Source organism: Phenylobacterium sp. 58.2.17 (genome assembly GCF_026411515.1).
Taxonomy (GTDB): domain Bacteria; phylum Pseudomonadota; class Alphaproteobacteria; order Caulobacterales; family Caulobacteraceae; genus Phenylobacterium.
Genome location: NZ_JAPMTQ010000027.1, coordinates 1 through 26,266, shown reverse-complemented (window position 1 = coordinate 26,266; position 26,266 = coordinate 1). Strand labels below are relative to the sequence as shown.

The window sequence follows — 26,266 nt, the reverse complement described above, 5'->3', positions numbered from 1 at the left end:
CGCCGGCGAACTAGGCGCAGCCACCCAATAATGTCAATAATCGACAATAACATCAGAAAAGGTTCCGCATGCGCACGCAGCTGATCGCCCTCTCCGCACTCTTGTCGGCCGCCACCCCGGCCCTGGCCGCCCCCCCTGACTGCGAGGCGCTGAGCGCATACTCGGAGGCCCGTGACGGCCTGAGCCTCCTGGTCCTCGTTGACGGCCGGCCGGTGTGCGAGGCTTACGCACAGGGCGCGACCGCGACAACGCCGCTGCCGCTCTATTCCGGGACCAAGAGCCTCGTCGCGTTGATGGCCGCCGCGGCTGTCGAAGACGGGCTCTTGTCGCTCGATGAACCGGCGGCCGACACGCTAGGCGAATGGCGCCAGGACCCGGTCAAATCGCGCGTCACACTACGTCAACTGCTCACCATGTCGTCGGGATTGCCCAGCCGGATCGGCGAAGTTCCAACCTATGCCGCAGCGGTCGCAGCACCGTTCAACGCCGCCCCCGACGAGCGATTCCAGTACGGGCCAGCGCCGTATCAAGCCTTCGGCGAAGTCATGCGCCGCAAGCTGGAGGCCAGCGGCCAAGCCACCGATCCCCTCGCCTACTTGGAGCGCCGGGTCCTGCAGCCGGCCGGCGCGGTCGCGGCGGCGTGGCGGCGTGGCCCCGACGGCCAGGCCATGATGCCCCAGGGCGCGGCGATGACCGCGCGCGATTGGGCCAAGATCGGCGAGCAGGTGCGCGCCCGGCGCGCCGCCTACCGCGACCTCTTCATGCCCTCCGAGACCAACCGCGCCTACGCCGTCGGCTGGTGGCTGCCCAATCCCGGACCCGGTGCCGTCACGGCGAGTACGGATCTCGGAGAAGGCGGTGAGACCATTCCACGCGACCTGGTGATGGCCGCGGGCGCCGGCGATCAGCGGCTCTACGTCATCGCTTCGCACAAGCTCGTCGTCGTCCGCCAAGCCCGCCTGCGCGCAGAGAGCCGTTGGTCGGATGCGGAATTCGTCCGGCTCGTCCTTGAGGCCCCAGCCCAATAATGTCGATTATTGACACTTTTGGGCCTGACGCATTACACGCCTTCCAGTCGCCTGGGGGCGACCCAGAACAATTGGGGGATGACGTCGATGATCAGCTACAAAGCGGCCGCTCTGGCCTGCGTCAGTGCGATTTCGCTGCTCGCCGGAGAAGCGGCCGCCCAGGCCGAGCGGCAGGAGCCGGCGGAACTGGGCGAGGTGGTGGTCACCGCCCGCCGCCGCGAAGAGCGCCTGATCGATGTTCCGGTGGCCGCCTCCGTCGTGTCGGCCGCCGCCCTGGCCGACCGCGGCGGCGCGGTCTCCACCGGCGAACTCCTGGCCGGCCAACCCAGCGTGCGCTTCAACAACCTGACCTCATCGATCACCTCCGAGGTCTCGATGCGCGCCTCGTCCACCGCCCGGGCGACCAACGGCGACCCGAGCGTCGGCCTCTATCGCAACGGGGCCTATATTGGCGGCGGGGGCATCGGGGGGCGCAACTTCGCCCGGCTGGACACCTTCGACATCGGCCGCGTCGAGGTGCTGCGCGGCACACAGGGCGCCCTTTACGGGCGAAACGCCGTCGGCGGGGCCGTCAACATCGTCTCGGCCCGCCCGGAATTCAGCAACAGCGGCTTTGTCGACGCCAAGTACGGGTTTGAAACGCAGCGCGCCCAGGTGCAGGCGGCCCTCAACCTGGCCGCCAGCGACGAACTGGCCTTCCGGTTCGGCGCCGACTACGTGAACCAGGACGACGGCTTCTTCTACAACCCGGTCCACGACGTCCACTTCGACCAGGAAAAGGGCCTTGGTCTGCGTGCTCAGGCCCGCCTGGCCAAGGGGCCCGCCGACATCACCCTGCTGGTCGAAAACCAGCAGCTGACCACCCCGACCATCACCTACCAGATCGCCATTCCGGCGGGCTCGCCTGGCTTTCCCGGCGGCTATATCCAAGATCAGTTCAGCTATCCCTGGAACACGGCCCCGCTGGCCAAGCAGAACATCAGCGCGGCCATGCTGTCGGCGGAGGTCGATCTTGGCTGGGCCCAGCTCAGCTCCACCAGCGCGTTCAGGGTTCGGGAGTCGATGTATGCGCTCGACAGCGATGGGGTGAACCCGCAGGAGCTGGCCCGCGCCCGCGCCGCCGGCCAGGTGGGGCCCGCCACCCCCATCGATCCGAACGGGGCGGCGGTCACCGCCGACCGCACTAAGACCCTCAGCCAGGACCTGCGTCTTGCCGGCCAAGGGCTCGACGGTCGCCTCGACTGGCTGGCCGGCGTCGAAGCCATGACCCAGGAGAGCCGCTACTCGGTCACCCTGGCCCGCACGCCCACAACCGCCGCCCCGTCGACCGGCACGGTGGAATCGGCGGTTCAGAACTACGACTCCTGGGCGGCCTACGGCGCGCTCACCTACGATGTGACCAGCGATCTGAGCCTGACGGGCGAGCTGCGCTACACCTCCGACGACAAAAGCCTGACCTCGCGGCTACGCGACCGCATCACCAACCAGCTGACTGGAGGCCCGGCCCGGATCATCGACGGGACCAGCTCGCCGGAGAACCTCTCCTACAACGCCACGGCGTCCTACCGCCTGCCGTTGAACCTCCTGGTCTACGCCAAGGTCGGCACCAGCTACCGCGCCGGCGGCTTCAACCGCAATCTCGGCGACCTGCGCCAGCCCGTCCCGATCCCCGTCGCCTACGACGACGAGACCTCACGCAGCTACGAGCTTGGCCTCAAGGGCGCGCCCCTGCCGAACCTATACATGGCGGTGGCCGGCTATCGCACCGACCTGACCGACATGATCGCCCAGCTCGACAACGGCTGCCGGGTCACCAATCCTGTCTGTCCGGTGGCCGCCACCGCCTTCCTCACCAATGCCGGCGACGCCCGCTCGTGGGGTCTGGAGGCCGAGGTCACCGCCCGCTACGACCTCGGCGACGGACAACTGCGGCTTTCACTGAACGGCTCGCGCCAGGGGGGCGAGGTGACCTCCGGTCGGTACGCTGGTCTGTCGCTTCCGCAAACGCCCGATTGGCTGGCCTCGGCCGAGGCCAACTACCGCGTTCCGGTCGCCGACTTCGAGGCTTTCGGCCACCTCGCCTACAACGCCCAGTGGGGCGGCGTGCAGGAACTCAGCACCACCACGCCGAAACTCTCGGATTTCCAGGTGGTCAACGCCCGGCTCGGCGTCGACCTCGGCAAGGTGCAGATCGCGGCCTATGTCGACAACCTCTTCGACAGCGTCTTCATCGTCGCCCAGGATCCGACCATCCGCCGCTACAGCCGCCCGCGCGTCAGCGGCCTGCAACTGCGCTACAGCTGGTGAGGGGCCAGGGTCGGCGTCGTTTCCTGGCGGGAGCCGCGGCGGTTTTGGCGGCGCCTCCGCCAGCGGCCTGGGCGGCTCCCTCGCCCTTGCGCGCTGCGGCCCGTGAGCTCGCGCTCTACGGGCTGCCGCTCATCGAGATGGCCGGAACGCGAGGCCGGGCCTTCCGCAACGGTCTGGTCGCCAACCGCTTTCGCCATGTCCGCAAGCTGACTGACGCCCGCAGCCAGACCGTCACCCAACCCAACAACGATACGCTCTACTCGACGGCCTGGCTGGACCTCTCGGGCGGCCCGGTGCGGCTCACCCTGCCCAGGGCTGCCGAGCGCTACGTCTCGTTGGCGCTGATGGACATGTTCACCAACAACTTCGCGGTGCTCCGGGCGGGATCGGTCCACGAGGTCATCGTCATCGGTCCGCACGCCCCCAGCCAGCCCGGCGCCATCCGCGCGCCGACCGACTGGGTTTGGGCGCTCGGCCGGACGCTTGTCTCCGGCCCCGCGGACCTGCCCGCCGCTCATCTGGTGCAGGACGGCCTCGTCGCCGACGGCGCGTCCGACCGCCGCGTCATCGACGCGCCGCTTCGCTCGGCCCCCTGGCACGAGTACTTCGCGGGCGTTCAGGCGCTGCTCGCCGACACGCCCCCGCCGAGCTTCGACGGCCCGCTGGCAGGCGCGCGCGCCGCAGGCTTCATCGCGGCCGGCGCCTTCGACCCACGGCGCTTTTCGCCCAACCAGGGCGCGCAGATCGCTGCAGGCCTCGCCGATGCCCTGGAGATCGCGGGACGCGGTGACGAGGCAGGCGACCGGCGCGGCGGCTGGCTCTACCCCAAACCGAACCTGGGACGCTTCGGCGACGACCACCGATACCGCGCTCAGATCGCGCTGAGCGGCCTGGCGGCGCTGCCCATAGACGAGGCGCTTTACCTGCGCGCGCTTTCACCCGACGGCCGCGGCGAGATCGATAGCCGACGCCCCTGGAAGCTGACCCTGCGAAAGGGGGCGCTGCCGCCCGTCGACGGCTTCTGGTCGTTGACCATTTACGAGGTCACCCCGCAAGGGCAGGCCTTCCTGATCGACAACCCCCTGCAGCGCTATGCGATCAGCGACCGCTCGCCCGAACTGGCCGGCGCCGAGGGCGACGTCGAAATCCTCATTTCCCCGACGGCGCCGACCGGCGGAACCAAGGTGATCTGGCTTCCGGCGCCCCGCTCTGGCCGCCCGTTCCTGTTGAGCTTCCGCGCCTACCGGCCCAAACCGGCGATGCTCGACGGGGATTTTCTTCTGCCCGAACTGACGCCGGCCTAGTTCGCCGGCGGCAACGGGCGCCATGCGCGGCGCCTTCGATCAAGTTGCAAATGCTCCTGCGACTTGCTCAGCGCGCCAACCGGCGCCTCGGCCTTCTATTACGAACATACCGACCTGCAGCTCAGCCAGGTGGTGGGACTGATCCGTGAGATCACCAACGCCGCCGCGGCCGAGGTGAAAGGGACCGAACTCGAGGACGCACCCAGACGCCCTCGAGCGCATCGCTGGTGGGCCCGGTAGGACTCGAACCTACAACCAGACCGTTATGAGCGGTCGGCTCTAACCATTGAGCTACAGGCCCCTGCAGCGACGCAGGGCTGCGGGTTACCACGACCTGCACGCGCCTTAAAGCTGCCGTTCAGCTTGGCTTTGTCAGAACTGCAACCTCCACCGTCATTCGGCGTTTGGAGACCTCGATCCAGCCCTACCCCCGGGCGTTTGTGGAGATTTCGATGAAGACCCTCGTCCGCGCCGGCGCCATGGCCCTGCTGCTCGCCACCGCCGCCGCGCCCGCCGCCTTCGCTCAGACCGCCCAACCCTCGGCAGGTTCGATGTTCCAGACCACCACGCTCAACCTCTCGGCGCACGGCGAAACTCGCGTCGCGCCCGACAAGGCGACCATCAACCTTGGCGTCGTCACCGAAGCCCCGACCGCCGCCGGCGCCCTGGCCGCCAACAACGAGAACATGAATTCGGTCATCGCCGCCCTGCGCAAGGCCGGCATCGCCGAGAAGGACATCCAGACCTCTGGCCTGAACCTCAACGCCCAGTACGACTACGTGCAGAACGAGCCGCCGAAGCTGCGCGGCTACCAGGCCTCGAACCAGGTGACGATCACCGTCAACGACCTGGCCAAGCTGGGCGTGGCGGTCGACGCCACCGTCAAGGCCGGCGCCAATCAGGTGAACGGCATCTCCTTCGGCCTGAAGGACCCGAGCGCCGCCGAGAACGCCGCCCGTCAGGAAGCGGTCAAGGCGCTGGCCGCCAAGGCCGACCTCTACGCCAAGGCTACAGGTCACCGCGTCAGCCGGCTGGTGAACCTGAGCGAAGGCGGCGGCTACATGCCCTCCCCGCCCCCGGTTCCGATGATGGCCTACGCCCGCATGGAAAAGGCGGACGGCGGCGCGCCGATCGCCGCCGGCGAACTGAACGTCCGGGTGGACATCACCGGTCTTTACGAACTGTCGCGGTAAGCGCGCGGCCCTCCCCTTCGGGGGAGGGCTTACTTCGGGCCGAGGCCGGCCCGCACGAACGCCATCGCCAGCTTGTCGGCGATGACGATGCCGGGCGGAGCCTCGCTGGCCTCCATCACGGCCGCATAGGTCATGCCGGGGCGTCCTTCGACAGGCCCGCTGGCCCAGGCGACGATGCGGCTGCCTTCAGGGTTGCTGCGGCAGCTGGCGGTCTTGCGCTCGGCGTCGGCCGGCGTCGCCTTCAGCAGCTGCTCAAGCGTCTGCGTCCCTGCCCCTTCGCAGGTCGGCAGCGAGCGGCCGCACACCATATGAGTGCCGTACTGGTAGACGGTCTTGCCGCCCTCGGCGATCAGCACGCAGGTGCCGGGGTCGCCGATGGCGCGCGAAACGGCTTCGTCGAGGACGGCCTTGTCCACGCCCCCCGGCGCTGCCGGCGAACAGGCGGCCAGAACCGCGGCGGACAATCCCAGCGCGGCGGCCAGGGCGCGCATCAGGCGGCCTGCTTGATCTCGTTGCCGTCGTCGAGCAGCACGACGCTCGGCGAATAGTTGCGGGCCTCCTCGGCCGGCAGCATGCCGTAGGTGACCACGATCACCTTGTCGCCCCTCTGGACCAGACGCGCAGCCGCGCCGTTGACGCCGATCACCTTGGATCCGCGAGGGGCCTCGATGGCGTAGGTGGTGAACCGCGCGCCCGTGGTGATGTTCAGAACGTCGACTTGCTCATGGGGAAGGATGCCCGAGGCGTCCAGCAGGTCGCGGTCGATCGCGATCGAGCCTTCGTACTCGAGATCGGCCTGGGTCACCGTGGCGCGGTGAAGCTTGGCCTTCATCAGGGTCACCAGCATGGGCGGTCCTTCTAACTGCGGCGCACAAACCTTCAAAGACGAAGGGCCGCCGGATATAGCGTCGAATGGGGATCACCACAATTGCGGCGGCGCAGCAAGGTTGACCTTACGGCAATATGCCGCGGATGAACAACGCTCCACGAACATGCATTTCGTTCGCTTATTCAGAAACTTGCTTCAAAATTATCCGGCACAGGATCATGGAGCGTCACCGGTGACAAACCCGTGAGCTTACGGGGCGTGAGCGACCTGAGCCATGAACGCGGTGACGTCGTCCAGCACGCTCGCCCGGTCGCGGAAAGGGCGTGACATCGCCGCCATGATTTCGTTGTGGCCGACGCCGGGATAGCTGCGGCTCTCGACCTGGGCGCCGGCCGCGCGTAGGGCGGCGTCCAGCGAGGCGGTCTCCCGCGGATCGACGATCGCATCCGCCGATCCTGTGACCAGCAGCATCGGCGGCGCGTCGGCGCGCGCCAGCCGCACAGGCTGGGTGGCGGACGGATCACCCGTGCCGAACACGTCGGCCATGTGGCCCTTCAAGGGAACGAAGTCGTAGGGCCCCGCAATGCCGACCACGCCGGCGATGCGGGCCGGATCGACGCCGGCCTGGCGTAGATAGTTCGGCTCCAGTCCCAGCATCACCGCATTGTAGGCTCCGGCCGAGTGCCCCAGCAGCACGATGCGTGAGGGATCGCCCCCATAGGCGGCGGCGTGATCGACGGCCCAGCGCACCGCTTGGGCGCTGTCGTTCAGGAACTCAGGAAACCGCACCTGCGGATAGAGCCGGTAGTCAGGCAGCACCACCACATAGCCGCGCGCGGCCAGGGCCTGGGCGACCCAGCCATAGTCCCACTTGCGCCCGCGCTCCCAGCCGCCGCCGTAGAGGAACACCGCCACGGGCCGGGCGACATCCATCCGCCGCGGCGCGTAGACGTCGAGGCTCTGGCGCCCGCCGGGACCGTAGGGCTGGTCGTGCGCGGTCAGGATCGCCGGATCGCGCGGCGTGAAGGTCGCGAACACCCCGAGCGGCGTACAGGCCGAGCAGGCGCCTGCCAGGACGGCGATGACGGCAAGGCGAACCGAGGCGGGTACACGACGCAGGATCATGCGCCACCGGCTAGGGCCTTTTCCGGATCGCCGCAACCAAGCCGTAAGCAACGCGCTTCCGCCTGGGGGAAAAGGAGCAGCCCGATGCCGTCACCTGTCCATTCCGGTGAGACCATCACCATCTTCAAGGTCGAGCCCCGAGACCCGGGCGGCCTGGTCGTGATGTCCCCGTCCCAGGATCCGGACGGACGGCTCGCCGACCGCCACTCGGCCTATCACGAGAACCTCTCCCCGCCCCTGACCTGGACCGAGGTTGCGGGCGCCGAGAGCTACGCGCTGATCGTCGAAGACCCCGACGCCCCGATGGAGAAGCCCTACGTCCACTGGATGATCTGGAACATTCCGGCGGAGGCGGGCGGCCTCCCCGAGGGCGTGCCCCAGGCCCAGTACATCGACCCGCCGCACCCGATCATCCAGGGCCGCAACGACGACGGCGACTATGGCTGGTTCGGGCCGCGGCCGCCGGTCGGCCATGGCGTGCACCGCTACTACTTCCAGGTCTTCGCCCTGGACCAGCAGCTGGAAGTGGGCCCCGACACTCCGCTGCACGAGCTGCTGAACATCCTGAAGGGCCACACCATCGCCCAGGGCGAGATGATGGCCACCTATGAAGCGCCGCCCCGCCAATAGTTCGAACAAAAAGTATGTTGACGGGCTCCACGTCAGCCAGGGCATAGCTTGGAAAACGCCCTGGCATGGGACCTCGGCGGATCATCTGGCGAGGCGACATGGACGGCGATCTGGCTCTGGGCGGCTTTTCTTCCAACGGTCTGGCGGCGATCCCCGCGGCGCTGCAGCCGATCATCGACGCTGGCGACCTGTCGGGATTCGTGACCCTGCTGTGGCGCAAGGGCGAAGTGGCCCAGGTCAATACGCTCGGCTACCGCGACGTGGCGGGCAAGGCGCCGATGACCCGCGACACTCTGTTCCGCATCGCCTCGATGACCAAGCCGATCACCTCGATCGCCGCCCTGATGCTGATGGAGGAAGGCAAGCTTCAGCTCGACGACCCGATCACCAAATGGATGCCGGAATTCAAGGACATGCGGGTCCTGAAGTCGGCCACCGGCCCCGTCGACGACACCGTGCCGGCCGCGCGCGAGATTACTGTCGACGACCTGATGACCCACCGCTCGGGCCTCGCCTACGCTTTCACCTCGATGGGCCCGATCGCCCAGGCCCACGAGGCCGCGCTGGGCTCGCCGCTGGGCGGCCACCTCAGCCCCGACCAATGGCTGAAGGCGCTGGGCGAGCTACCCCTTTCCTACCAGCCGGGCGACCGCTTCCACTACAGCCACGCCACCGACGTGCTCGGCTTCCTGGTCGGCCGCGTGGCCGGCCAGGGCTATCGCGAGTTCATCATGGAGCGGATCCTGAAGCCGCTTGGCATGAACGACACTGACTTCTGGTGCCCGCCCGAGAAGCGCGACCGAATGGCCAAGCTCTACCGGATCAATCCGAAGACCGACGCGATGGAGGACATCTCCTTCCCGCATCTGCCCGGTCCGCCAGAATTCTGCGCCGGCGGCGGCGGCCTGATCTCGACCGCCGACGACTACCTGCGCTTCGCCCGCATGATGCTGAACGGCGGTGAGTTGGACGGCGCGCGTTACGTCAAGCGCGAGACGCTCGAGGCGATGCGCGAGAACCGCCTGACGCCGGCCCAGCGCGAGGTGCCGTTCATGGGCATCCCGTTCTGGCTGGGCCAGGGTTTCGGGCTCGGCGTCTCGGTGATCACCGACCCGGAAAAGCAGGCCTGGATGGGCGCAGGCTCTGAGGGCTCGTTCGGCTGGCCCGGCGCGTTCGGCACCTGGTGGCAAGCCGATCCCGTCGAGGACATGATCATGATCTACCTGATCCAGAACTCGATCCCGCTGGAGCCGGAGGCCGCCTCGCAGCTGGCCACCGGGCAGCGGATGGGCGGACGCGCCGCCCTGCCCGTGTTCCAGAAGCTGACCTACGCGGCGCTCGGCAAGCCGCTCTAGTAGGTGTTGCGGCCGGTGACGCACATCGGCCGCCCCTCATAGGTGGCGCCAAGCAGGCTGCCCTTCTTGACGGCGGCCTTGCGGGCCTTCTCGTAGGCGCGGTTCTCGGCGGGCGGCTTCACGCCGTCCGGGCAGATAGCGATATCGACCTGCGTGCCAGTGCGGCAGGTGCAGAAGTCCTCGCGCTTGTCGAGACGGCTGGCCGGCACCTTGCACGAGACCGGCAGGGTCTGGCCGTTCACGTCCAGGCAGATGATGGTCTGGGTCGGCGGGTTCTGCGACAGCGGGGCCTGGGCGGAGGCCGCGCTCGCGGCGGCGACAAGCGCCGCGGCGGCGATCAGGGTGGTGCGGATCATCGGACTAACCTCCAGTTCGACTTGACCATAACACGCGCCGAGCGTGGCGGGTTTCAGGCGCCGCATGGTGAGCGGCCTCTTCATCATGTCGCTGCGCGAAGGCTTAACCGCTCGGGCGCATGATCCACGGTGGAAGGGGCTCGCCATGGATCCGATCGCCACCGCTCAGTACGGCATGCTGGCCGCCAGCCGCCGGTTCGACGCCTCGGCCAGCCGCACGGCCCGGATGGGCGTCGAAGGCGAAGCCGTCGATCTGCCGGCCGAAATCGTCGAGCAGATCACCGCCAAGACCGCCTTCGCCGCCAACGCCGCGGTAATCCGCAGCGCCCAGGACATGACCGGCGAACTTCTGGACATCCTCGCCTAGCTTTGACATCCGGCGCGCGGGGCTTTAGCGCCGGGCCATGACCCTGCGCCCCCTCTTCGTCACCCAGGTCTATGAAGCCCGCCTCGCCGGCGAGCGCGGCTTCACCGACTTCAACGCCGAACTTGAAGACGCCTGCCGGATGCTGGCCGACGAGGACGTCGCCGGCCAGGCTTGGTGCCGCGAGCACGGCTACGGGGGCTACACTTCCTACGCCTCGCTCGACGACCTGCCGATGCGCGCCAGCATCTTCGAGGACCTCAAGCGCAAGCTCGATAAGCACGCGAGCGCCTACGCCAAGGCGCTCCACCTCGACCTCGGCCGCCGGCGGCTGAAGCTGGACAGCCTGTGGGTCAACATTCTCAAGCCCGGCGCAGCCCATTCGGGCCATATCCATCCGCACAGCGTGCTGTCGGGCACCGTCTATGTCGCGATCCCCAAGGGCGCGAGCGCGCTCAAGCTGGAAGACCCGCGCCTGCCGCTGATGATGGCCGCACCGCCGCGCGAGACCGACGCCCCCGAGGACGCCCGCAGCTTCGTCTACCTCCAGCCCGAGCCCGGCACTGTGCTGATGTGGGAAAGCTGGCTGCGCCACGAAGTCCCGGCCAACGCCGCGCGCAAGGAGCGGATCTCGGTCAGCTTCAACTACGCCTGGCGCTAGCGCCGGGAGCAGGCGCCGGGCTGTTCTTCCTTCTGGCGGTGATTGGCGTAGGCCTTGCCGTTGAAGCGGACCACCGGGAAGCAGAAGCCCGGACCGCCCAGCACAATGTCCGGCCAGCCGCCAGCGCCCTTGGTCGGCAGGAACTCCGGAACGCCCTGCGACTGGAACAGCGTGCGCCAGCCGCCGCCGGCCCGTTCCATGACGTAGAACCCCTGACCGGTGTTGCCGTAGCAGAAGGTCCCGGTCTCGGTGATGACGATCTCCTGGCGGCCGTCCCCGTTCAGGTCGCGGATGTCGGCGGGCTCGATCGCCGCTTCGCAATTGCCCTCGCCGCCGAGCCAGCGCCCGCCCTTTGAGACAAACCCAGCGGCCCGCATGGCGGCCGTTCGGTCGGCGGCGGTGACGCCGGTCGACGCCTCGGCCTTGGCGACCGAGGCCGGGGCGCAGGCGGCCGGGCGCTGATAGCCGTCGCCGGCGTACGTCCAGGTTCTCGCGCAGTCGCCGGTGACGCGCAGGTCCAGCCAGCCGTTCGATCGTGAGGTTTCGAAGCCCAGGGCTCCACTATCCCGCGCAATAGCGCGCCAGCGCCCGTCCTTGCCCTTGGCGAGGACTGTGAACCAAAGCCCCTGGCCGCCGTAGCAGGCGGGATTCTTGTCGACGACCGCGGACTCCAGCGCCCCGTCGCCGTTCAGGTCCATGAAGACGAACTTTGGCTGCGAGGCCGTGCCGCAGACATTGATCGCAGAGCCGTCGCCGACCTTGAACCCGCCAGCTTCGAACAACTGCACGCCTTCGGCCTGGCTCATCTTGGGCGGCGGAACCACCGTCTGCGCCTGCGCGCCCGCCGCCAGCGCCAGCCCCGCCGCGAGCCCGAGGATTATTCTGCGCATCTGCCCACCTCATCCTGATGAGCCGAGCCTGCTCGCCTATCAGCGTTCTGTCACGGTCTGACGAACAGCGTCCCGAAGAAGTCGCCGTCGTTCCAGGCCGGACGGGCGTCGGCGTCGGCCACCTCGCGCGCGATCTCGTAGTTGATCGCCGCGAACTTCGCCCCGGCGCGGTAGTCGATCGGCAGCGAAAGGTCGTCGCTAGGCTTGTGGTAGTGGTCCTTGAGGAACGAGGTGAAGGCCTCTCGCCCGCTGTTCTCGAAGCCGGTCATCAGAAACACCGACGGCACGCCCTGCTCGACGAAGCGATAATGGTCGCTGCGAGTGAACAGCCCCTCCTCGGGCAGCGGGTCCGGCGACAGCCTCACGCCCATGCGTCCGGCCGCGCGCTGCACCGCCGGGCCGAGGCTGGAGCGTTCGGCCCCAAAAGCGACCACGTCGACGAAATCGTAGGTCAGGATCGGCATGTCGAGATTGATGTTCGCCACGATCGGCGCCGAGGTCGGCGGGTTGCGCGCGAAATAGTCCGAGCCGACCAAGCCCTTCTCCTCGGCGGTGTTCAGCAGGAACAGCAGCGTCCGACGCGGCCGCTCGCCCTCGACGAAGGCGCGGGCGACCTCCAGCGTCGTCGCCACCCCGCCGGCGTTGTCGAGCGCGCCGTTGTTGATGCTGTCGCCGTTGATTGGCGGGGTCACGCCGATGTGGTCGAGGTGGGCGGACAGCACGACGACCTCGCCCTTCAGCTTCGGGTCGGCGCCCTCGATGCGGCCGACGACGTTGGCGCTTTCGACGAGCTTCGCCTCGGTGTTGATCGTTGCGTCGAGGCCCTGAGCCAGGGCGAAGCGGGGCGGCGCGCCGGCCTCCGCAGCCTTGACCACCTCGTCGTAGGACCGGCGCGCGCCGACGAACAGCTTGGCCGCCCCGGTCACGCTCAGCATTCCCAGATCGGGGGTCGATGCGGCGGGCGAGAAGGCCTCTCCGGCCTCCGTGCGCCAGGCCATGCCCCAGTTGCGCCACTGGCGCGCGCTGTTGGCGAACGGTCGCCGCGTCTCGTCGGAAGGCGCCATGATGGTGATGAAGCCGACCGCGCCCCGCGCCTCGGCCGCCAGGCGCTTGGTGCGGGAGTTGGCGTAGTAGGCGCGCTCTTCGGTCTGGAGGCCGGCGGGCGCGCCGCTGAGCGCGACGACGATCTTCCCCTTCACGTTGAGGCCGGCATAGTCGTCCTGCCTGGCTGTGCGCACGCCGTAGCCGACGAAGACCAGCGGCGCCGCCACATGCGTCGTCGCCGACAGCAGATTGCGGCCGGGAAGATAGTCCTCTCCGAATTTCAGCGGCGTCGGCCCGGCCTTCGAGGTCAGGACAAGCGCCCCCTCGTCCGACGACCGACCGGCGACCATCGACACGCGCTGGAAGTAGGTCCCATCGGCCGCGCCGGGCTGCACGCCCAGTTGCGCGAGTTGGCTGGCGACATAGGCCGCGGCGATATCGAAGCCGGGCGTCCCCGCCTCGCGCCCCTGCAGCAGGTCGTCGGCCAGGAAGGCGACATGGGCCTTGATGCGGTCGGCCCCGCGGTCGTCCGGCTGAGCCTGGACGCCGGTCGACGCCGCCGCGAGCGCGGCCGCGCCGGCAAGCGCCCGCGCCAATGCTAGGGAAAGACTCATAAAAACGCCCTCGACCAACCTCCGCAGAGCTTAGTCGAGGGCGTCAGGGCGCTGCCAGCGCCGAATAGTCTTAGCTGTCGAGGAAGCTGCGCAGCTTCCGCGAACGCGACGGGTGCTTCAGCTTGCGAAGCGCCTTGGCCTCGATCTGACGGATCCGTTCGCGGGTGACGCTGAACTGCTGACCGACCTCTTCGAGGGTGTGGTCGGTGTTCATGCCGATCCCGAAGCGCATGCGCAGGACGCGCTCCTCGCGCGGCGTCAGCGAAGCCAGCACGCGGGTGGTGGTCTCGCGCAGGTTCGACTGGATCGCGGCGTCGATCGGCAGGATCGCGTTCTTGTCCTCGATGAAGTCGCCCAGGTGGCTGTCTTCCTCGTCCCCGATCGGGGTTTCGAGCGAGATCGGCTCCTTGGCGATCTTCAGGACCTTGCGGACCTTTTCCAGCGGCATGGCCAGCTTTTCAGCCAGTTCCTCCGGGGTCGGCTCGCGGCCGATCTCGTGCAGCATCTGGCGGCTGGTGCGGACGATCTTGTTGATCGTCTCGATCATGTGCACCGGGATCCGGATCGTGCGGGCCTGGTCGGCGATCGAGCGGGTGATCGCCTGACGGATCCACCAGGTCGCATAGGTCGAGAACTTGTAGCCGCGGCGGTACTCGAACTTGTCGACCGCCTTCATCAACCCGATGTTGCCTTCCTGGATCAGGTCCAGGAACTGCAGGCCGCGGTTGGTGTACTTCTTGGCGATGGAGATCACGAGGCGCAGGTTGGCCTCGACCATTTCCTTCTTGGCTTGACGCGCTTCGCGCTCGCCCTTCTGGACGGTCTGGACGATACGGCGGTAGTCGTCGATCGGCACGCCGGTTTCGGTGGCCAGGGCGGCGACCTCGGCGCGGATGTCGCCGATCTGGCCGGCGTCGTTCTCGACGAACTTGGTCCAGCGCACGCCCAGCGGCTTCACCTGGTCGGTCCAGTTCGGCGACAGCTCCTGGCCGAAATAGGCCTTGAGGAACTCCGAGCGCGAAATGCCGTAGCTGTCGGCCAGGCGCAGCAGGCGGCCTTCCAGGCCCATCAGGCGCTTGTTGATCGCATAGAGCTGCTCGACCAGCGCCTCGATGCGGTTGTTGTTCAGCTTCAGCGTCTTCAGGTGCTGGACGATGGCCAGCGAGGCGCTGGTGTAGGCCTTGCGGTCGGCGTCCGAGAGGTCTTCGCCCTTCAGGCGCTTGCCGACCAGCTTTTCCTGCAGCGCGCGAAACGAGTCGAACTCCGAGGCGATGGCGTCGAGGGTCGCCATGACCCCTTCGCGCAGTTCGCCTTCCATGGCGCTGATCGTCGGACCGGCGCCGTCGTCGAAGTCGTCGTCGTCCTCGGCGCCCTCAGCCTTGGCGACGGCCTCGCCGTCTTCGGTGGTCTCTTCTTCTTCGCTCTCGCCTTCAGTCCCGCCGGCCAGTTCGGCCGCCGCGGCGTTGGCGCCGCCGTAGGTCTGTTCGAGGTCGATGACCTCGCGCAGCAGGATGCGGCCGGAGCCGAGCTCCTCGCGCCAGACCATGATGGCTTCGAAGGTCAGGGCGCTTTCGCACAGCCCGCGGATCATCGTGTCGCGGCCGGCCTCGATGCGCTTGGCGATGGCGATTTCGCCCTCGCGCGAGAGCAGCTCCACCGAACCCATCTCGCGCAGGTACATGCGCACGGGGTCGTCGGTCCGGTCGTAGGCCGGCTCCTTGGTCGTCTCGACGACGGCCGTCTCTTCGCGAACGGCGACTTCGCCGCCCTCGGCGTCCTCTTCAGCCTCAACGACGTTGACGCCCATCTCCGAGAGCATGGCGAGGGTGTCTTCGATGGCCTCGGAGGTGACTTCCTCAGAGGGCAGGACCTTGTTCAGCTCGTCCATGGTGACGTAGCCGCGGGCCTTGGCCTGCTTGATGAACTTCTTTACGCCGGCGTCGGTGAGGTCGAGCAGCGGACCATCACCGCCAGTCGTTTCCGTGGTTTCCGCTTCAGCCGTGTTGGTGCTCATCTAGGTCTCCGGATTTCGGCTGCGCCATGCAAGGCGCGGGCCGAAGATGCTCCAATAGCGATAAGACGGTCGTACTCCCTTACGACCCTTCTCCCGCCCAAATCGTTCCCGTTCTGATCGCGCGTTTCAGCGTGTCGCGTTCGCCTTTCAGACGCTCGAGAGCTTCCATATCGGAACGACCGCTAAGGTTTCCCTTTGCGGACGCAATAGCCTCGTCGAGCGCCGCGAGCCGTGAAAGGCCCGCGAAAGCATGCGACCACTGGGATCTAGCGACGTCGAGGGAGACATCCGGTTTCAAGATGGGCGCGCCCGATTTCGCAGCGGCCCGGTCGATGTCTGTCAGCAGCGCATTAAACCCGCAAGAGGCCAGATGGCGTGCAAGAGTCGCGCTGTCAAGATGATCGGCCTCCAATCTGAAACCAATGATCTCGCCCGTCAGCTTCGCTAGAGCTTCCACACCGAAGCCTTTGGCGAGGAACGAGTTCTCCAGATGTTCGTCCAGAACGCCAGGATCGGCGATCGCATACTTGGCGAGGGCGGCGGCCACCGGGTCGATCGACACGGCCAGCCGGCGCGCCGCCTCGCGCCCGGCCTCGGTCGGCGCAGGGTCGATCCATTCGCGCCCGCCGCCGCGCCAACCTCTTGAACCGCCTGCATTTCCACGTTGCGGCCGGGCGCCTTGCTCGGGGGCCGCGCGCGCCCTCGGGCCGGTCGCATCGAACCGCTCCATCAACGCTTCGCGATAGGCCTGCTGCAGGTCCTTGTCGGCGATCAGCGCCGCGGCGTTGCGCAGGCGGTTCTTGAAGCCGGCTCGCCGCTCGGGCGTGTCCAGCGGTTCAAGATCGTGTTCGCGGGTGAACAGCGCATCGACGAACGCCGTGGTCTGCGACAACTGGGCGCGGAGCGCCGGCGCGCCCTGCTCGCGCAGCACCTCGTCGGGATCCTTGCCGCCCTCGACGATCGCGAACTTGAAGCTCTTGCCAGGCTTGAGCAGCGGCAGCGCCCGGTCGATGGAGCGCGAGGCCGCCTGGCGCCCGGCCCGGTCGCCATCGAACGAAAGGGTCGGCTCGCCGTGCAGCCGCCAGAGCATCTCCATCTGCTCTTCGGTAAGCGCGGTGCCCAGGGGCGCCACGGCGGCGACCCCGGCCCGCTGGCATGCGATCGCATCCATGTAGCCTTCGACCACGACCAGGGGCGGGCTCTCGCCGCTAGGGGCCGCGCCGAGGATCTTGCGGGCCTCGCCGATGCCGTAGAGCGTGCGGCCCTTGTGAAACAGCGGGCTTTCCGGCCCGTTGAGGTACTTGGCTCGGGCCTGCGGATCCATCGCCCGGCCGCCGAACGACAGGATCCGGCCGCGGTGGTCGGAGATCGGAAAGATGATGCGGTCGCGGAATCGGTCGTAGGGCGCCCCGCCCTCCTCCGGCGCGATCAGCAGGCCGGCCTCGACCAGTTCCCCTGGCCGCGCGCCCTTGGTGATCAGATAGTCCTTCAGCGCCGTCCGGCCCGGCGGCGAAAAGCCGAGGCGAAATCGCGCCCATTCGGATTCCGGCAGGCCGCGGCGTTCCAGGTAGGCGCGGGCTTCCTTGCCCTCGGGCCGGCGCAGCGCGCCCTCGAACCATTGGGCGGCCGCCTCCATCCAGTCGGACAGGCCCTGGCGCTGGCGCTCCTGCTCGGCCGAGCGGGGGTCGGCCTCGGGCATCGACAGGCCCGCCTCAGCGGCCAGCCGCTCGACCGCCTCCATGAAGGTCAGGCGCTCGGTTTCCTGGAGGAAGGTGATCAGGTCGCCGTTCTTGCCCGACGAGAAATCAAAGAACTGACCCTTCTCGTCGTTCACATAGAACGACGGCGTCTTTTCCTTGTTGAACGGCGACAGGCCGACATACTCGCGGCCCTGCTTGCGCAGCTTCACCGTCCGCCCGATCACATCCGACGGGCGGAGGCGTGATTTGATCTCATCCAGGAAATGTTCGTCGACCCGCACGGCGGCGATGATACAGCGCACGAGGCATCGGCGTAGCCCCTAGCTCACTGATCCAGCAATCCGTGCACAGGCGCTTCGATGTCGACCTCGACGCCCCGGGCCCCATAGCGCCGCTCCACCGAGCCGTCCGGCGTAAGCCCCAGGTCGATCAGCCGGGTGCCGAAGCCCGTGTGGGTCGGCGATCGGACCGGCGGGCCGCCGCGCTCGCGCCAGCGCAGGTGGAAGGTCCCGGCCTGCACGCTCCATTCCAGTTCGACACGGCCTTGGGGCGTCGACAGCGCCCCGTACTTCGCCGCATTGGTGGCCAGTTCGTGCAGCACCAGCGACAGCGCCATCGTGGTCCGCACGCCGATCTGGACGTCGCGCCCCTTCAAATGGATCTGTCCGAGGCCATCAAGCGGCGCCAGCGTGGCCTCGGCGACCCGCAGCAGCGACACCGCCTGCCAGTTCTGGCGGAACAGCACGTCGTGCGCATTGCCGAGGGTGACGATCCGGTCGAGGAATTCCTCGACCACGCTGCGCTCGACCACCTCTTTCAGCGACTGCGCCGCCAGCGCCTGGACGGTGGCCATGGTGTTCTTCAGCCGGTGGCTCATCTCCAGGGCCAGGAGGTCCATGTCGGCGTGGGCCCGCACGGTGGCGGTGGTCTCGACCACCGTATCGACCACGCCGCAGATGTCGCCGCTCGCCAGGCGCAATGGGCTGTAGCAGAAGGTGAACCAAGCCTGCGCGGGTGCCTCGGAACGGTTCACGATCAACGGAAAGTCCTTGATGAACGTCGCCTCGCCCGCGAAGGCGCGATCCAGGATGGGTCCGATCTGGTCCCAGACCTCCGCCCAGACGTCGGCGAACGAGCGCCCCAGCGCCTCGGGCTTGTCGCCCAGGATCGGCAGGAAGGCATCGTTGTAGATCGTCGTCAGATCCTTACCCCACACGATGGCGGCCGGAAACTGCGACTCCAGGATGAAATTGACCATCGTCTTGAGCTCGGGCGGCCAGTCGGAAGCCGCCCCGAGCGACGTCGCCGCCCAGTCAAACTCGCGCACCAGCCGGATCATCCGACTGTCGCCGACCACAAACGGCGCAGGATCTCCATCCTTGCTCGGCCGTTGCATCGAAACCAATCCCATCCACAGCCCGTCGGGACGGAGGAGCAAAGCGGCCTTTACGCTCGCGCGGTTAGCTCGTACCGACCCATGGTACAGGCTCAAGTCTTTCAATCAGCAGAGGTTCCCGATGGCTTCCGGACTTGTCGCGCTGCTCGACGACGTCGCAGGCATAGCCAAGGTCGCCGCCGCCTCGATCGATGACGTCGGCGCCGCCGCCGGCAAGGCCGGGGCCAAGGCGGTCGGGGTGGTGGTCGACGACACCGCGGTGACGCCAGGCTACGCCATGGGCTTCACGCCGGACCGCGAGTTGCCCATCGTGCTGCGCATCGCCATCGGCTCGCTGCGTAACAAGCTGCTGTTCCTGCTGCCGGGCGCGCTGCTGCTCAGCGCCTTCGCCCCCTGGGCGGTGACGCCGCTGCTGATGATGGGGGGCGCCTATCTCTGCTTCGAGGCCACCGAGAAGATCATCGAGGCGATCAGCGGCCACGACGAAGCCGACGAGCCCGAGGAACTGGCGCTCAGCGCCAAGGATCTCGAGAACCAGAAGGTCGCCGGCGCCATCCGCACCGACTTCATCCTCTCGGCGGAAATCATGGCCATCGCCCTGGCCGACGTCGCCGACCGCCCGATCGGGATCCAGGCCGGCGCCCTGCTCCTGGTCGGAATCCTCATCACCGCAGCGGTCTATGGCGTGGTGGGTCTGATCGTGAAGATGGACGACATCGGCCTGCACATGGCCCGCGGCAACTCCCGCGGCGGCCGGGCCCTGGGGCGCGGCCTGGTCAAGGGCATGCCGGTGGTTATGAGTTGGCTGACCGTCATCGGCACCGCGGCCATGCTGTGGGTGGGCGGCGGCATCATCGTCCACGGCCTGGAGCACTTCCACCTGACGCCGGTCCCGGTCTGGGTCGAAGGCGCGGCGCACTGGGCCGGCCAGGTTCCCGCGATCGGGCCGGTCACCGGCTGGCTGACCTTCGCCGTCGGCTCGGCGGTCGTCGGCTTCGTGATCGGCGCGATCATCGCCGGCGTCCTGCACCTGGCGCCCAAGCGCAAGGCCGCCGCGCACTAGGGGGCCGGCAGGCGCCCTAGCTTGTCCGGATTGCGCACCAGATAGATCGCCGCCAGCTTGCCGTCCTCCCCCGGCTGGAACGCCACCGTCATCGGGCCGTCCTCGCGTTCCATGATCACGCCGGGATAACCGTTGATCCGCACGGCGCGGAAGCTGACCGGCCACAGGGGCGAACCGCCTGCACGCCAGGCGATGCCCTCCAGCAGGCGGATGATGTCCTCGCGCCCGCTCATCGGCCGCAGCGCCGCAGCGCGCTTGCCGCCCCCGTCCGAGATCAGCACCGCGTCCTCGGCGAGCACGGCCGACAGCGCCTTCATGTCGCCCTGGGCGGCCGCGGCCATGAAGGCGGCGGCGAGCTTGGCCGCGTCTTCCTGGCTGACCGTGAAGCGCGGCTTGCTGTCCTTGACGTGGGTGCGAGCGCGAGCGGCCAGTTGACGCACCGCCGCTTCGTTGCGTCCCAGGGTCTCGGCGACCGAGGCGTAGTCCTCGTCGAACACGTCGTGCAGCAGGAACACCGCCCGCTCCAGCGGCGACAGCCGCTCCAGCGCCAGCAGGAAGGCGACCGACACGTCCTCGGCCCGCTCGAGCGGATCGACGCTCAGTTCCTCGATCAGCGGCTCGGGCAGCCAGGGGCCGCGATAGGCCTCCCGCTGAACCTTGGCCGAGCGCAGACGGTCGATGCACAGCCGGCTGGTCACCCGCACCAGCCAGCCGGCCGGGTCGCGGACCTCCTCGTCCGTCCGCGTCCAGCGCAGCCATGCGTCCTGGACCGCATCCTCGGCCTCGGCGACCGAGCCCAGCATCCGATAGGCCAGCCGGGTCAGGCGCTGGCGCTGGGCCTCGAAGGTTTCGACGTCGGCGACCATGGACGGGATCCTACGCCGCCAGCGGGGCATGGGCCACCTGAGCGGCCTGGCCGTCCACGGTCACCTTTGAACAGCTCTTGCCGTAGCCGAGCGCGTATTTGAGCGTCGGGTACATGCGTGCGGTCGTCAGGGCGAGGCCGAGCGCCACCAGCCCCCGGTCGCCCCAGCGGCGGACGATCTCGTCCCGTAGCGGGTCGGCGGCGGCCATGTCGCGGGCCAGGCTGGCGCGGGCGAAGCGCCAGGCCAGGGCCGCCTCCCCGCACATCGCCCCCTCGTCGCCCGCCAGCAGGGCGCGCAGGACCTGCGGCGAGACGCCTTCGGCCGAAGCCATGTCGACGACGATCTGGGTGCAGGGTCCGCAGTCCTCGGCCAGGGTCCCGACCAGCTTGGCCGCCGCGATGGCCGAGGCGGGCGCGGACTTGGCGTCGACCATCGAGCCGACCAGCCCGAACCGCAGCAGGCTGCCGGTATTGGCGGCCAGGACATGGCGCAGATAGCTGGCGTCATAGCCCCAGCGGCGTTCCATCTTGCCGATCTGGCGGGCGAGCAGGGCTTTCAGCATCAGGCGGCTCCTGTCCTGGCGGGGCGGTTGAAGACGGCGACGGCGGCGGCGATCAGCGCCGGAGCGAACACGCCCGGCAGGTCGCGGATCAGATCGGCGATCGGATCGGCCGAACAGCTGGCGTCGAACACGTGGACGGCGGCGTGCAGCACCAGGAAGGCGGCGCCGGCGACCAGCGCCGGCCAGCCCTGGACCGGCCTCATGGCGAACCAGGCCAGGCCGCCGGCGACGACCAAATAGGTCGCCCCGATGTCACGAACGAAATGGGGATTGTAGGGGCCGGTGGCTATGACGCCCGGTACGGTGTTGTACCACCAGAAGGAAGCAACCAGCATCGCCAGGGCGTTGAGCCCCAGCAGCACCGCCAAGGCGGCGGCGAGAATGCGCGACATGTGATTTCTCCGAACCATCGCCCGCAAGGACGGCCCGGCGCCGCCGGCTGTGACACCGGCGGCGGAAAAATCGTCAGTCCAGCCCGTCGATCCAGGCCGGCAGGTCACGGATGCTGGCCAGTTCGGCGAAGCGCGCATGCCCCTCGGGCGCGTCGGCCATCTCGTGCGCCCAGATCAGCGGATAGGGCACATAGGCGCCGTAGGCCCCGGCCTCGATCGCCGGCAGGATGTCCGAGCGCATCGAGTTGCCGCACATCACCGCCTGCTCGGCGCCGGTGCCGTGGCGGGCGAAGACGCGGCTATAGGTCGAGGCGTCCTTCTCGCTGACGATCTCGACGGCCGCGAACAGGTCGCCCAGGCCCGAGGCGGCGAGCTTCTGCTCCTGGTGCAGCAGGTCGCCCTTGGTGATCAGCACCAGCCGGTAGCGCTTGGAAAGCTCGGCCAGGGTGTCGTCGACCCCGGGCAACGGCTCGACCGGCTCGCTCAGCATCTCGCGGCCGACCGCCAGGATCTCGCGGATCACGTGGCCGGGCGCCTCGCCGCCGGTCATCTCCATGGCCGTCTCGATCATCGACAGGGTAAAGCCCTTCACCCCGTAGCCGTAGAGCCGCAGATTGCGCTTCTCGACCTCGGCCAGCCGCGTCTCCAGCGTCGCCTTGTCGGCGACGTCGGACAGCAGCTCGCTGAACCTGTCATGGGTCAGCCGGAAAATCGTCTCGTTGTGCCAGAGGGTGTCATCGGCATCGAGGCCGACCGTCGTAATGCTCATGGCCGCCGAAATAGACGCTCGCGCGCGAAAAGCGAACCCCGGCGCCCAAAGCTTGAGCTTAACGCGCGATCCGCGGTCCCGCGCGTCTCAGTTCGCCTGGCTCCGGGAGGATCGGCGCTTCATGGGCTTGGGGGAGAATCGTCGGGGAGCGAAATGCCGAGGGTCAGGCTTCGGGACCGAATCGCCCGCCTGCTGGGCGGGCGGGCGCTGGCCGCCGCCAACGCGCAGGCCGTCATCGCCGGTCAGCGCCTGCGCGAGGCGCTCGACCTGCTGCCCGAGGGCATCGTCTTCCTCGACGCTGATGGGCGCTACCTGCTCTGGAACAAGCGATACGCCGAGATCTACCATCGCTCAGCCGACCTGTTCTCGTCGCAGGTCACCCTGGCCGACACCCTGCGCACGGGCGTCGCCCGCGGTGACTATCCCGACGCCGTCGGCCGCGAGGAGGAATGGCTGGCCGCGCGCCTGGCCAAGCTGAAGAACCCCACCGGCGAGCGTCACGAACAGCGTCTCGCCGACGGCCGCTGGCTGATGATCGAGGAACGGCGCACCGCCGACGGCGGGGTGATCGGCCTGCGGGTCGACATCACGGAGATGAAGCGCCAGGCCGCGGCGCTGGAGGACGCGCTGCACCGCGCCGAGGTCGCCAGCCGCGCCAAGACCGAGTTCGTCGCCGACATGAGCCACGAGCTGCGCACGCCGCTGAACGGCGTCCTGGGCCTGATCGCGGCGCTCGAACGCACCTCGCTTACCGACGAGCAGCACGGCCTGATCGCCGACATCCGCGGCTCGGCCCGCCAGCTCGACCGGCTTGTCGGCGGCCTGCTGGACTACGGCGACGCCGCGCATGAGACCGACGCCGCCCAGGCCCCGATCCAGGACGGCGAGGCCCCTGCCCTGCGGATCCTGGCCGCCGACGACAACCCGACCAATCGCAAGGTGCTCGAGCTGATGCTGGGTGCGGCCGGCGCGGAGGTGACCAGCGTGGAGAACGGCGAGGAGGCGGTCGAGGCCTGGCGGCGCGGCGGCTTCGACCTGGTGCTGATGGACCTGCGGATGCCGGTGATGGACGGCCTGACCGCGATCCGCGCGATCCGCAAGGCCGAGGGCTCCGGTCTGCCCCGCGCGCCGATCATCGTGATCAGCGCCAACACCTCGCCGGATGATCTGAGGTCCTCGACCGAAGCCGGCGCCGACCGGCACATCGGCAAGCCGGTGCGCGCCGACGCCCTGTTCGAGGCGATCTCCGGCGTGCTGACCGGCTGACCTCGAGGCGAAACCCGACGGAAGGCCGGCGCGCCGCATTGACCCGCCCGGCGCGAGTCAGTAGGTACGCGGCCGTTTGCCGAAACATGCGGACAGTTGAAGAACGGGCGGGGTTCACCCTGGCCCGTCTTTTTGCGAGCATGCCCCCCTCTAATGGAGACGCCAGATGACTGTTGAACTGCTCCCGGGTGTCACGGGCGTTCTGGTTCTCGCCAATGGAACCGTATTGCAGGGCGTCGGCGTCGGCGCGACCGGCGACGCGGTCGGCGAGGTCTGCTTCAACACCGCCATGACCGGCTATCAGGAGATCCTGACGGACCCCTCCTACATGTCGCAGATCGTCGCCTTCACCTTCCCGCACATGGGCAATGTCGGGGTGAATCTCGAAGACATCGAGCAGATGTCCGGCTCAGCCGAAACCGCGGCGCGCGGCGCGATCTTCCGCGACGTGCCCACCGCGCCGGCCAACTGGCGCGCCGACGGCGACCTCGACACCTGGATGAAGCGCCGCGGCGTCATCGGCCTGGCCGGCGTCGACACCCGCGCCCTGACTCGCTCGATCCGCGAGAACGGCATGCCGCACGGCGTCATCGCCCATGATCCGGACGGCAGGTTCGACATTCCCGCCCTAGTCGAAAAGGCCAAGGCCTGGGCCGGCCTCGAAGGCGCGGACCTTGCCAAGGACGCCTCCTGCCTGCAGCCGTTCGTCTATGACGAGGGCCTGTGGAACTGGCCCGAGGGCTACGCCAAGCCCGCGCCCGAGGCCAAGTACGAGGTCGTGGTCCTGGACTACGGCGTGAAGCGCAACATCCTGCGCGCCCTGACCTCGATCGGCGCTCGGGTCACCGTCGTGCCGGCCAAGACCACCGCCGAGGAGGTCCTGGCCCGCAAGCCCGACGGCGTGCTGCTGTCGAACGGCCCCGGCGACCCGGCCGCGACCGGCGAGTACGCCGTTCCGGAGATCAAGAAGCTGGTCGAGAGCGGCGTGCCGGTGTTCGGCATCTGCCTGGGCCACCAGATGATGGCCCGCGCCCTCGGCGCCAGGACCGTCAAGATGGAACAGGGCCACCACGGCGCGAACCACCCGGTGAAGGACGTGACGACCGGCAAGGTCGAGATCGTCTCGATGAACCACGGCTTCACCGTGGACCGCGACAGCCTGCCCGAACCGGTGGTCGAGACCCACGTCTCGCTGTTCGACGGCACCAACGCCGGCATCGCCCTGAAGGACCGCCCGGTGTTCAGCGTCCAGCACCACCCGGAGGCTTCCCCCGGCCCGACGGACTCGCTCTACCTGTTCGAGCGCTTCGCCGGCTACATGGACGCGGCGAAGAAATAGACGAAAAAGACGAAAGGCCGGCGCTCAGGCGTCGGCCTTTCTCGTTCTACCACCCGATGTGCTCTTTGATGTCGGGCAGGAAGCTCAGCCAGACGCTGAAGTTGTCGTCGAGCGCCGCGCGCGTGCCGCCCGGGCTGACATTGATGTCGTAGGTGAACCAGGGATCGCCCTCGTCGTCGATGTAGCAGTCGACGTAGCGCTTGGCCGAGTTCCACTCGTTCGCTTTCTCGGCGTTCAGCTTGGTCTTCACGTTGAACGCCGCGACCATCTGCATCGAGGCGCAGCGGCCGGCGTTGCAGTCGTTGGGATAGACCTCGAAGCTGACGCCCTCCGCGGAGCTGGAGACGTAGCCTTCGCCGTCATCCTTCTTCAGCTCGGCCTTGTAACCGCTCTCCAGCAGCCAGGCCTGGATCTCCTTCACCGTCATGCCGTCCTTGTGCAGTTCGGGGGCCGCCGACGCCGCGCCGGCTGACAGCAGCAGCAGGCCCGCGGCGCTCGCCGCAAGCAGACTCGTTCTCATGGACTAGAAACCTCTCAACTGGACGGCGAACATAGGGCGCTTCGCCCGCGCCGCACCAGCGCCGCTAGAGCATTTTCCGCCGCAACGGCTCCCGGTTCAGCGAAGAAATCGCCCGATTTCAAAGATCCCCGAGCAAGATCCGATCCAAATCGGATCTAGAGCCGCGTGAGCTTGCCGACCGCCGCCATCGGCCCGGACGGCCCGTCCCCGCGTGAACCGCCGCGCGGTTCGACCGTGACGGCCAGGGAAACCCCCTCCTTGGTCATCTCCGCCATCGGCTCAGACATCGGCATGGCCTTGGAGGCGCCGGGGTCGATGAGCCCCAGCGACCGCGGCCTCCCGTCGGCGGGGATCAGCCACAGCTCGTGGCTGTGGTCAGGATCGGCCCCCGGCGGGACCAGCGAGGCCACCATGATCGCCTTCCGCTCCGGATCGTAGGCCGCCAGGAACATCGGCTGGCCGCCGCCGCTCATCAGCCTGGCGTTCATCATCGGCCCCATCGGCGGCCGCGGCTGGGTGACCACCTCGGGCGGACGGGCGGCCAGGAACGCCACCGCCGCCAGGCTGGCCGCCGTCACCGCCATCGAGCCGAGCGTCGCCGTGCGCCAGAACCGCAGCCGCCGGCGCACGCCGGCGGCGTTGTCGTTGGCCGCCAGCCGCCGCTCGATCTGCGCCCACA

The 26,266-nt window shown here is 68.4% G+C and carries 27 protein-coding genes and 1 tRNA gene; 12 read left to right on the top strand and 16 right to left on the bottom strand.

Features of this window, described 5'->3' with window-relative positions:
- Positions 1-68: 68 nt before the first annotated feature.
- The 4 genes from OUA97_RS15730 (at position 69) to OUA97_RS15715 (ending at position 4,879) form a co-directional block, all read left to right on the top strand.
- A complete protein-coding gene (locus OUA97_RS15730; RefSeq protein WP_267232976.1) occupies positions 69-1,028 on the top strand; it encodes a serine hydrolase domain-containing protein in 960 nt (319 codons plus the stop codon).
- Between the two features lie 87 nt (positions 1,029-1,115).
- On the top strand, positions 1,116-3,335 hold the full coding sequence (locus OUA97_RS15725) for a TonB-dependent receptor (protein ID WP_267232975.1): 2,220 nt from the start codon (positions 1,116-1,118) through the stop codon (positions 3,333-3,335).
- Positions 3,336-3,421: 86 nt separating this feature from the next.
- Positions 3,422-4,639, top strand: coding sequence for a DUF1254 domain-containing protein (locus tag OUA97_RS15720; RefSeq protein WP_267232974.1), 1,218 nt, complete (start codon positions 3,422-3,424; stop codon positions 4,637-4,639).
- A gap of 63 nt (positions 4,640-4,702) precedes the next feature.
- On the top strand, positions 4,703-4,879 hold the full coding sequence (locus OUA97_RS15715) for a hypothetical protein (protein ID WP_267232973.1): 177 nt from the start codon (positions 4,703-4,705) through the stop codon (positions 4,877-4,879).
- Here the strand turns inward: OUA97_RS15715 and OUA97_RS15710 are convergent.
- Positions 4,865-4,940: transfer RNA gene (locus OUA97_RS15710), tRNA-Ile, on the bottom strand. The genes OUA97_RS15715 and OUA97_RS15710 overlap by 15 nt on opposite strands.
- 151 nt (positions 4,941-5,091) lie before the next feature.
- Here OUA97_RS15710 and OUA97_RS15705 point away from each other — a divergent pair.
- A complete protein-coding gene (locus OUA97_RS15705) occupies positions 5,092-5,832 on the top strand; it encodes an SIMPL domain-containing protein (RefSeq protein WP_267232972.1) in 741 nt (246 codons plus the stop codon).
- A 29-nt stretch (positions 5,833-5,861) separates the two neighbouring features.
- Here the strand turns inward: OUA97_RS15705 and OUA97_RS15700 are convergent, their stop codons facing one another.
- The 3 genes from OUA97_RS15700 to OUA97_RS15690 all read right to left on the bottom strand — a co-directional run bounded on the left by OUA97_RS15700 (position 5,862) and on the right by OUA97_RS15690 (position 7,786).
- Positions 5,862-6,323, bottom strand: coding sequence for a hypothetical protein (locus tag OUA97_RS15700; protein ID WP_267232971.1), 462 nt, complete (start codon positions 6,321-6,323; stop codon positions 5,862-5,864).
- Positions 6,323-6,679 (bottom strand): aspartate 1-decarboxylase, encoded by a 357-nt coding sequence (gene panD / locus OUA97_RS15695; protein WP_267232970.1) that lies wholly within the window; start codon positions 6,677-6,679, stop codon positions 6,323-6,325. Before panD ends, OUA97_RS15700 begins: the two co-directional genes overlap by 1 nt.
- A 231-nt stretch (positions 6,680-6,910) precedes the next feature.
- Positions 6,911-7,786, bottom strand: a complete 876-nt coding sequence (locus tag OUA97_RS15690) for an alpha/beta hydrolase (protein ID WP_267232969.1) — start codon at positions 7,784-7,786, stop codon at positions 6,911-6,913.
- 84 nt (positions 7,787-7,870) lie between these two features.
- Between OUA97_RS15690 and OUA97_RS15685 the strand changes: the two genes are divergently transcribed.
- Both OUA97_RS15685 and OUA97_RS15680 read left to right on the top strand, forming a co-directional pair.
- Positions 7,871-8,416, top strand: a complete 546-nt coding sequence (locus OUA97_RS15685; RefSeq protein WP_267232968.1) for a YbhB/YbcL family Raf kinase inhibitor-like protein — start codon at positions 7,871-7,873, stop codon at positions 8,414-8,416.
- A gap of 98 nt (positions 8,417-8,514) precedes the next feature.
- A complete protein-coding gene (locus OUA97_RS15680; RefSeq protein WP_267232967.1) occupies positions 8,515-9,771 on the top strand; it encodes a serine hydrolase domain-containing protein in 1,257 nt (418 codons plus the stop codon).
- On the opposite strand, the gene OUA97_RS15675 is transcribed toward OUA97_RS15680, so the two are convergent.
- Positions 9,768-10,127, bottom strand: coding sequence for a hypothetical protein (locus OUA97_RS15675; RefSeq protein ID WP_267232966.1), 360 nt, complete (start codon positions 10,125-10,127; stop codon positions 9,768-9,770). The genes OUA97_RS15680 and OUA97_RS15675 overlap by 4 nt on opposite strands.
- A 145-nt stretch (positions 10,128-10,272) precedes the next feature.
- Between OUA97_RS15675 and OUA97_RS15670 the strand changes: the two genes are divergently transcribed.
- A complete protein-coding gene (locus OUA97_RS15670) occupies positions 10,273-10,494 on the top strand; it encodes a flagellar basal body rod C-terminal domain-containing protein (protein ID WP_267232965.1) in 222 nt (73 codons plus the stop codon).
- 37 nt (positions 10,495-10,531) lie between these two features.
- Positions 10,532-11,152 (top strand): TIGR02466 family protein, encoded by a 621-nt coding sequence (locus OUA97_RS15665; protein ID WP_267232964.1) that lies wholly within the window; start codon positions 10,532-10,534, stop codon positions 11,150-11,152.
- On the opposite strand, the gene OUA97_RS15660 is transcribed toward OUA97_RS15665, so the two are convergent.
- The 5 genes from OUA97_RS15660 to OUA97_RS15640 form a co-directional block, all read right to left on the bottom strand.
- Positions 11,149-12,042: a hypothetical protein gene (locus tag OUA97_RS15660; RefSeq protein WP_267232963.1), complete on the bottom strand. Its 894-nt coding sequence runs from the start codon at positions 12,040-12,042 to the stop codon at positions 11,149-11,151. The genes OUA97_RS15665 and OUA97_RS15660 overlap by 4 nt on opposite strands.
- A gap of 50 nt (positions 12,043-12,092) precedes the next feature.
- The gene (locus tag OUA97_RS15655) at positions 12,093-13,700 is read right to left on the bottom strand and encodes a M28 family metallopeptidase (RefSeq protein WP_267232962.1); all 1,608 of its coding nucleotides are present in this window, start codon (positions 13,698-13,700) and stop codon (positions 12,093-12,095) included.
- Positions 13,701-13,770: 70 nt separating this feature from the next.
- Entirely contained in the window at positions 13,771-15,714 is a 1,944-nt protein-coding gene (rpoD, locus tag OUA97_RS15650) for an RNA polymerase sigma factor RpoD (protein WP_267232961.1), read from the bottom strand.
- A 79-nt stretch (positions 15,715-15,793) separates the two neighbouring features.
- Positions 15,794-17,695, bottom strand: a complete 1,902-nt coding sequence (dnaG, locus tag OUA97_RS15645; RefSeq protein WP_267232998.1) for a DNA primase — start codon at positions 17,693-17,695, stop codon at positions 15,794-15,796.
- Positions 17,696-17,739: 44 nt separating this feature from the next.
- A complete protein-coding gene (locus tag OUA97_RS15640) occupies positions 17,740-18,810 on the bottom strand; it encodes a sensor histidine kinase (protein ID WP_267232960.1) in 1,071 nt (356 codons plus the stop codon).
- Between the two features lie 121 nt (positions 18,811-18,931).
- Here OUA97_RS15640 and OUA97_RS15635 point away from each other — a divergent pair, with 121 nt between their 5' ends.
- Complete coding sequence (locus OUA97_RS15635) at positions 18,932-19,873, top strand: DUF808 domain-containing protein (RefSeq protein WP_267232959.1); 942 nt, start codon at positions 18,932-18,934, stop codon at positions 19,871-19,873.
- Here OUA97_RS15635 and sigJ read toward each other — a convergent pair.
- From sigJ to OUA97_RS15615, 4 genes are all read right to left on the bottom strand, one after another.
- Positions 19,870-20,739 carry an RNA polymerase sigma factor SigJ gene (gene sigJ / locus OUA97_RS15630; protein ID WP_267232958.1) on the bottom strand — a complete coding sequence of 290 codons (870 nt, stop codon included), beginning with the start codon at positions 20,737-20,739 and terminating at the stop codon, positions 19,870-19,872. The genes OUA97_RS15635 and sigJ overlap by 4 nt on opposite strands.
- 10 nt (positions 20,740-20,749) lie before the next feature.
- Positions 20,750-21,301, bottom strand: coding sequence for a hypothetical protein (locus OUA97_RS15625; RefSeq protein WP_267232956.1), 552 nt, complete (start codon positions 21,299-21,301; stop codon positions 20,750-20,752).
- Positions 21,301-21,693, bottom strand: a complete 393-nt coding sequence (locus tag OUA97_RS15620; protein ID WP_267232954.1) for a hypothetical protein — start codon at positions 21,691-21,693, stop codon at positions 21,301-21,303. Before OUA97_RS15620 ends, OUA97_RS15625 begins: the two co-directional genes overlap by 1 nt.
- A gap of 73 nt (positions 21,694-21,766) precedes the next feature.
- A complete protein-coding gene (locus OUA97_RS15615) occupies positions 21,767-22,462 on the bottom strand; it encodes an HAD family hydrolase (RefSeq protein WP_267232952.1) in 696 nt (231 codons plus the stop codon).
- A 153-nt stretch (positions 22,463-22,615) separates the two neighbouring features.
- Here OUA97_RS15615 and OUA97_RS15610 point away from each other — a divergent pair, with 153 nt between their 5' ends.
- Together OUA97_RS15610 and carA are read left to right on the top strand one after the other, a co-directional pair.
- The gene (locus OUA97_RS15610) at positions 22,616-23,728 is read left to right on the top strand and encodes a response regulator (RefSeq protein WP_267232951.1); all 1,113 of its coding nucleotides are present in this window, start codon (positions 22,616-22,618) and stop codon (positions 23,726-23,728) included.
- A 166-nt stretch (positions 23,729-23,894) separates the two neighbouring features.
- On the top strand, positions 23,895-25,067 hold the full coding sequence (gene carA, locus OUA97_RS15605) for a glutamine-hydrolyzing carbamoyl-phosphate synthase small subunit (protein WP_267232950.1): 1,173 nt from the start codon (positions 23,895-23,897) through the stop codon (positions 25,065-25,067).
- A gap of 46 nt (positions 25,068-25,113) precedes the next feature.
- On the opposite strand, the gene OUA97_RS15600 is transcribed toward carA, so the two are convergent.
- Both OUA97_RS15600 and OUA97_RS15595 read right to left on the bottom strand, forming a co-directional pair.
- A complete protein-coding gene (locus OUA97_RS15600) occupies positions 25,114-25,587 on the bottom strand; it encodes a YbjN domain-containing protein (protein WP_267232949.1) in 474 nt (157 codons plus the stop codon).
- A 155-nt stretch (positions 25,588-25,742) separates the two neighbouring features.
- Positions 25,743-26,266: anti-sigma factor domain-containing protein (locus tag OUA97_RS15595; protein WP_267232947.1), on the bottom strand; the 524-nt coding region annotated here is incomplete at its 5' end.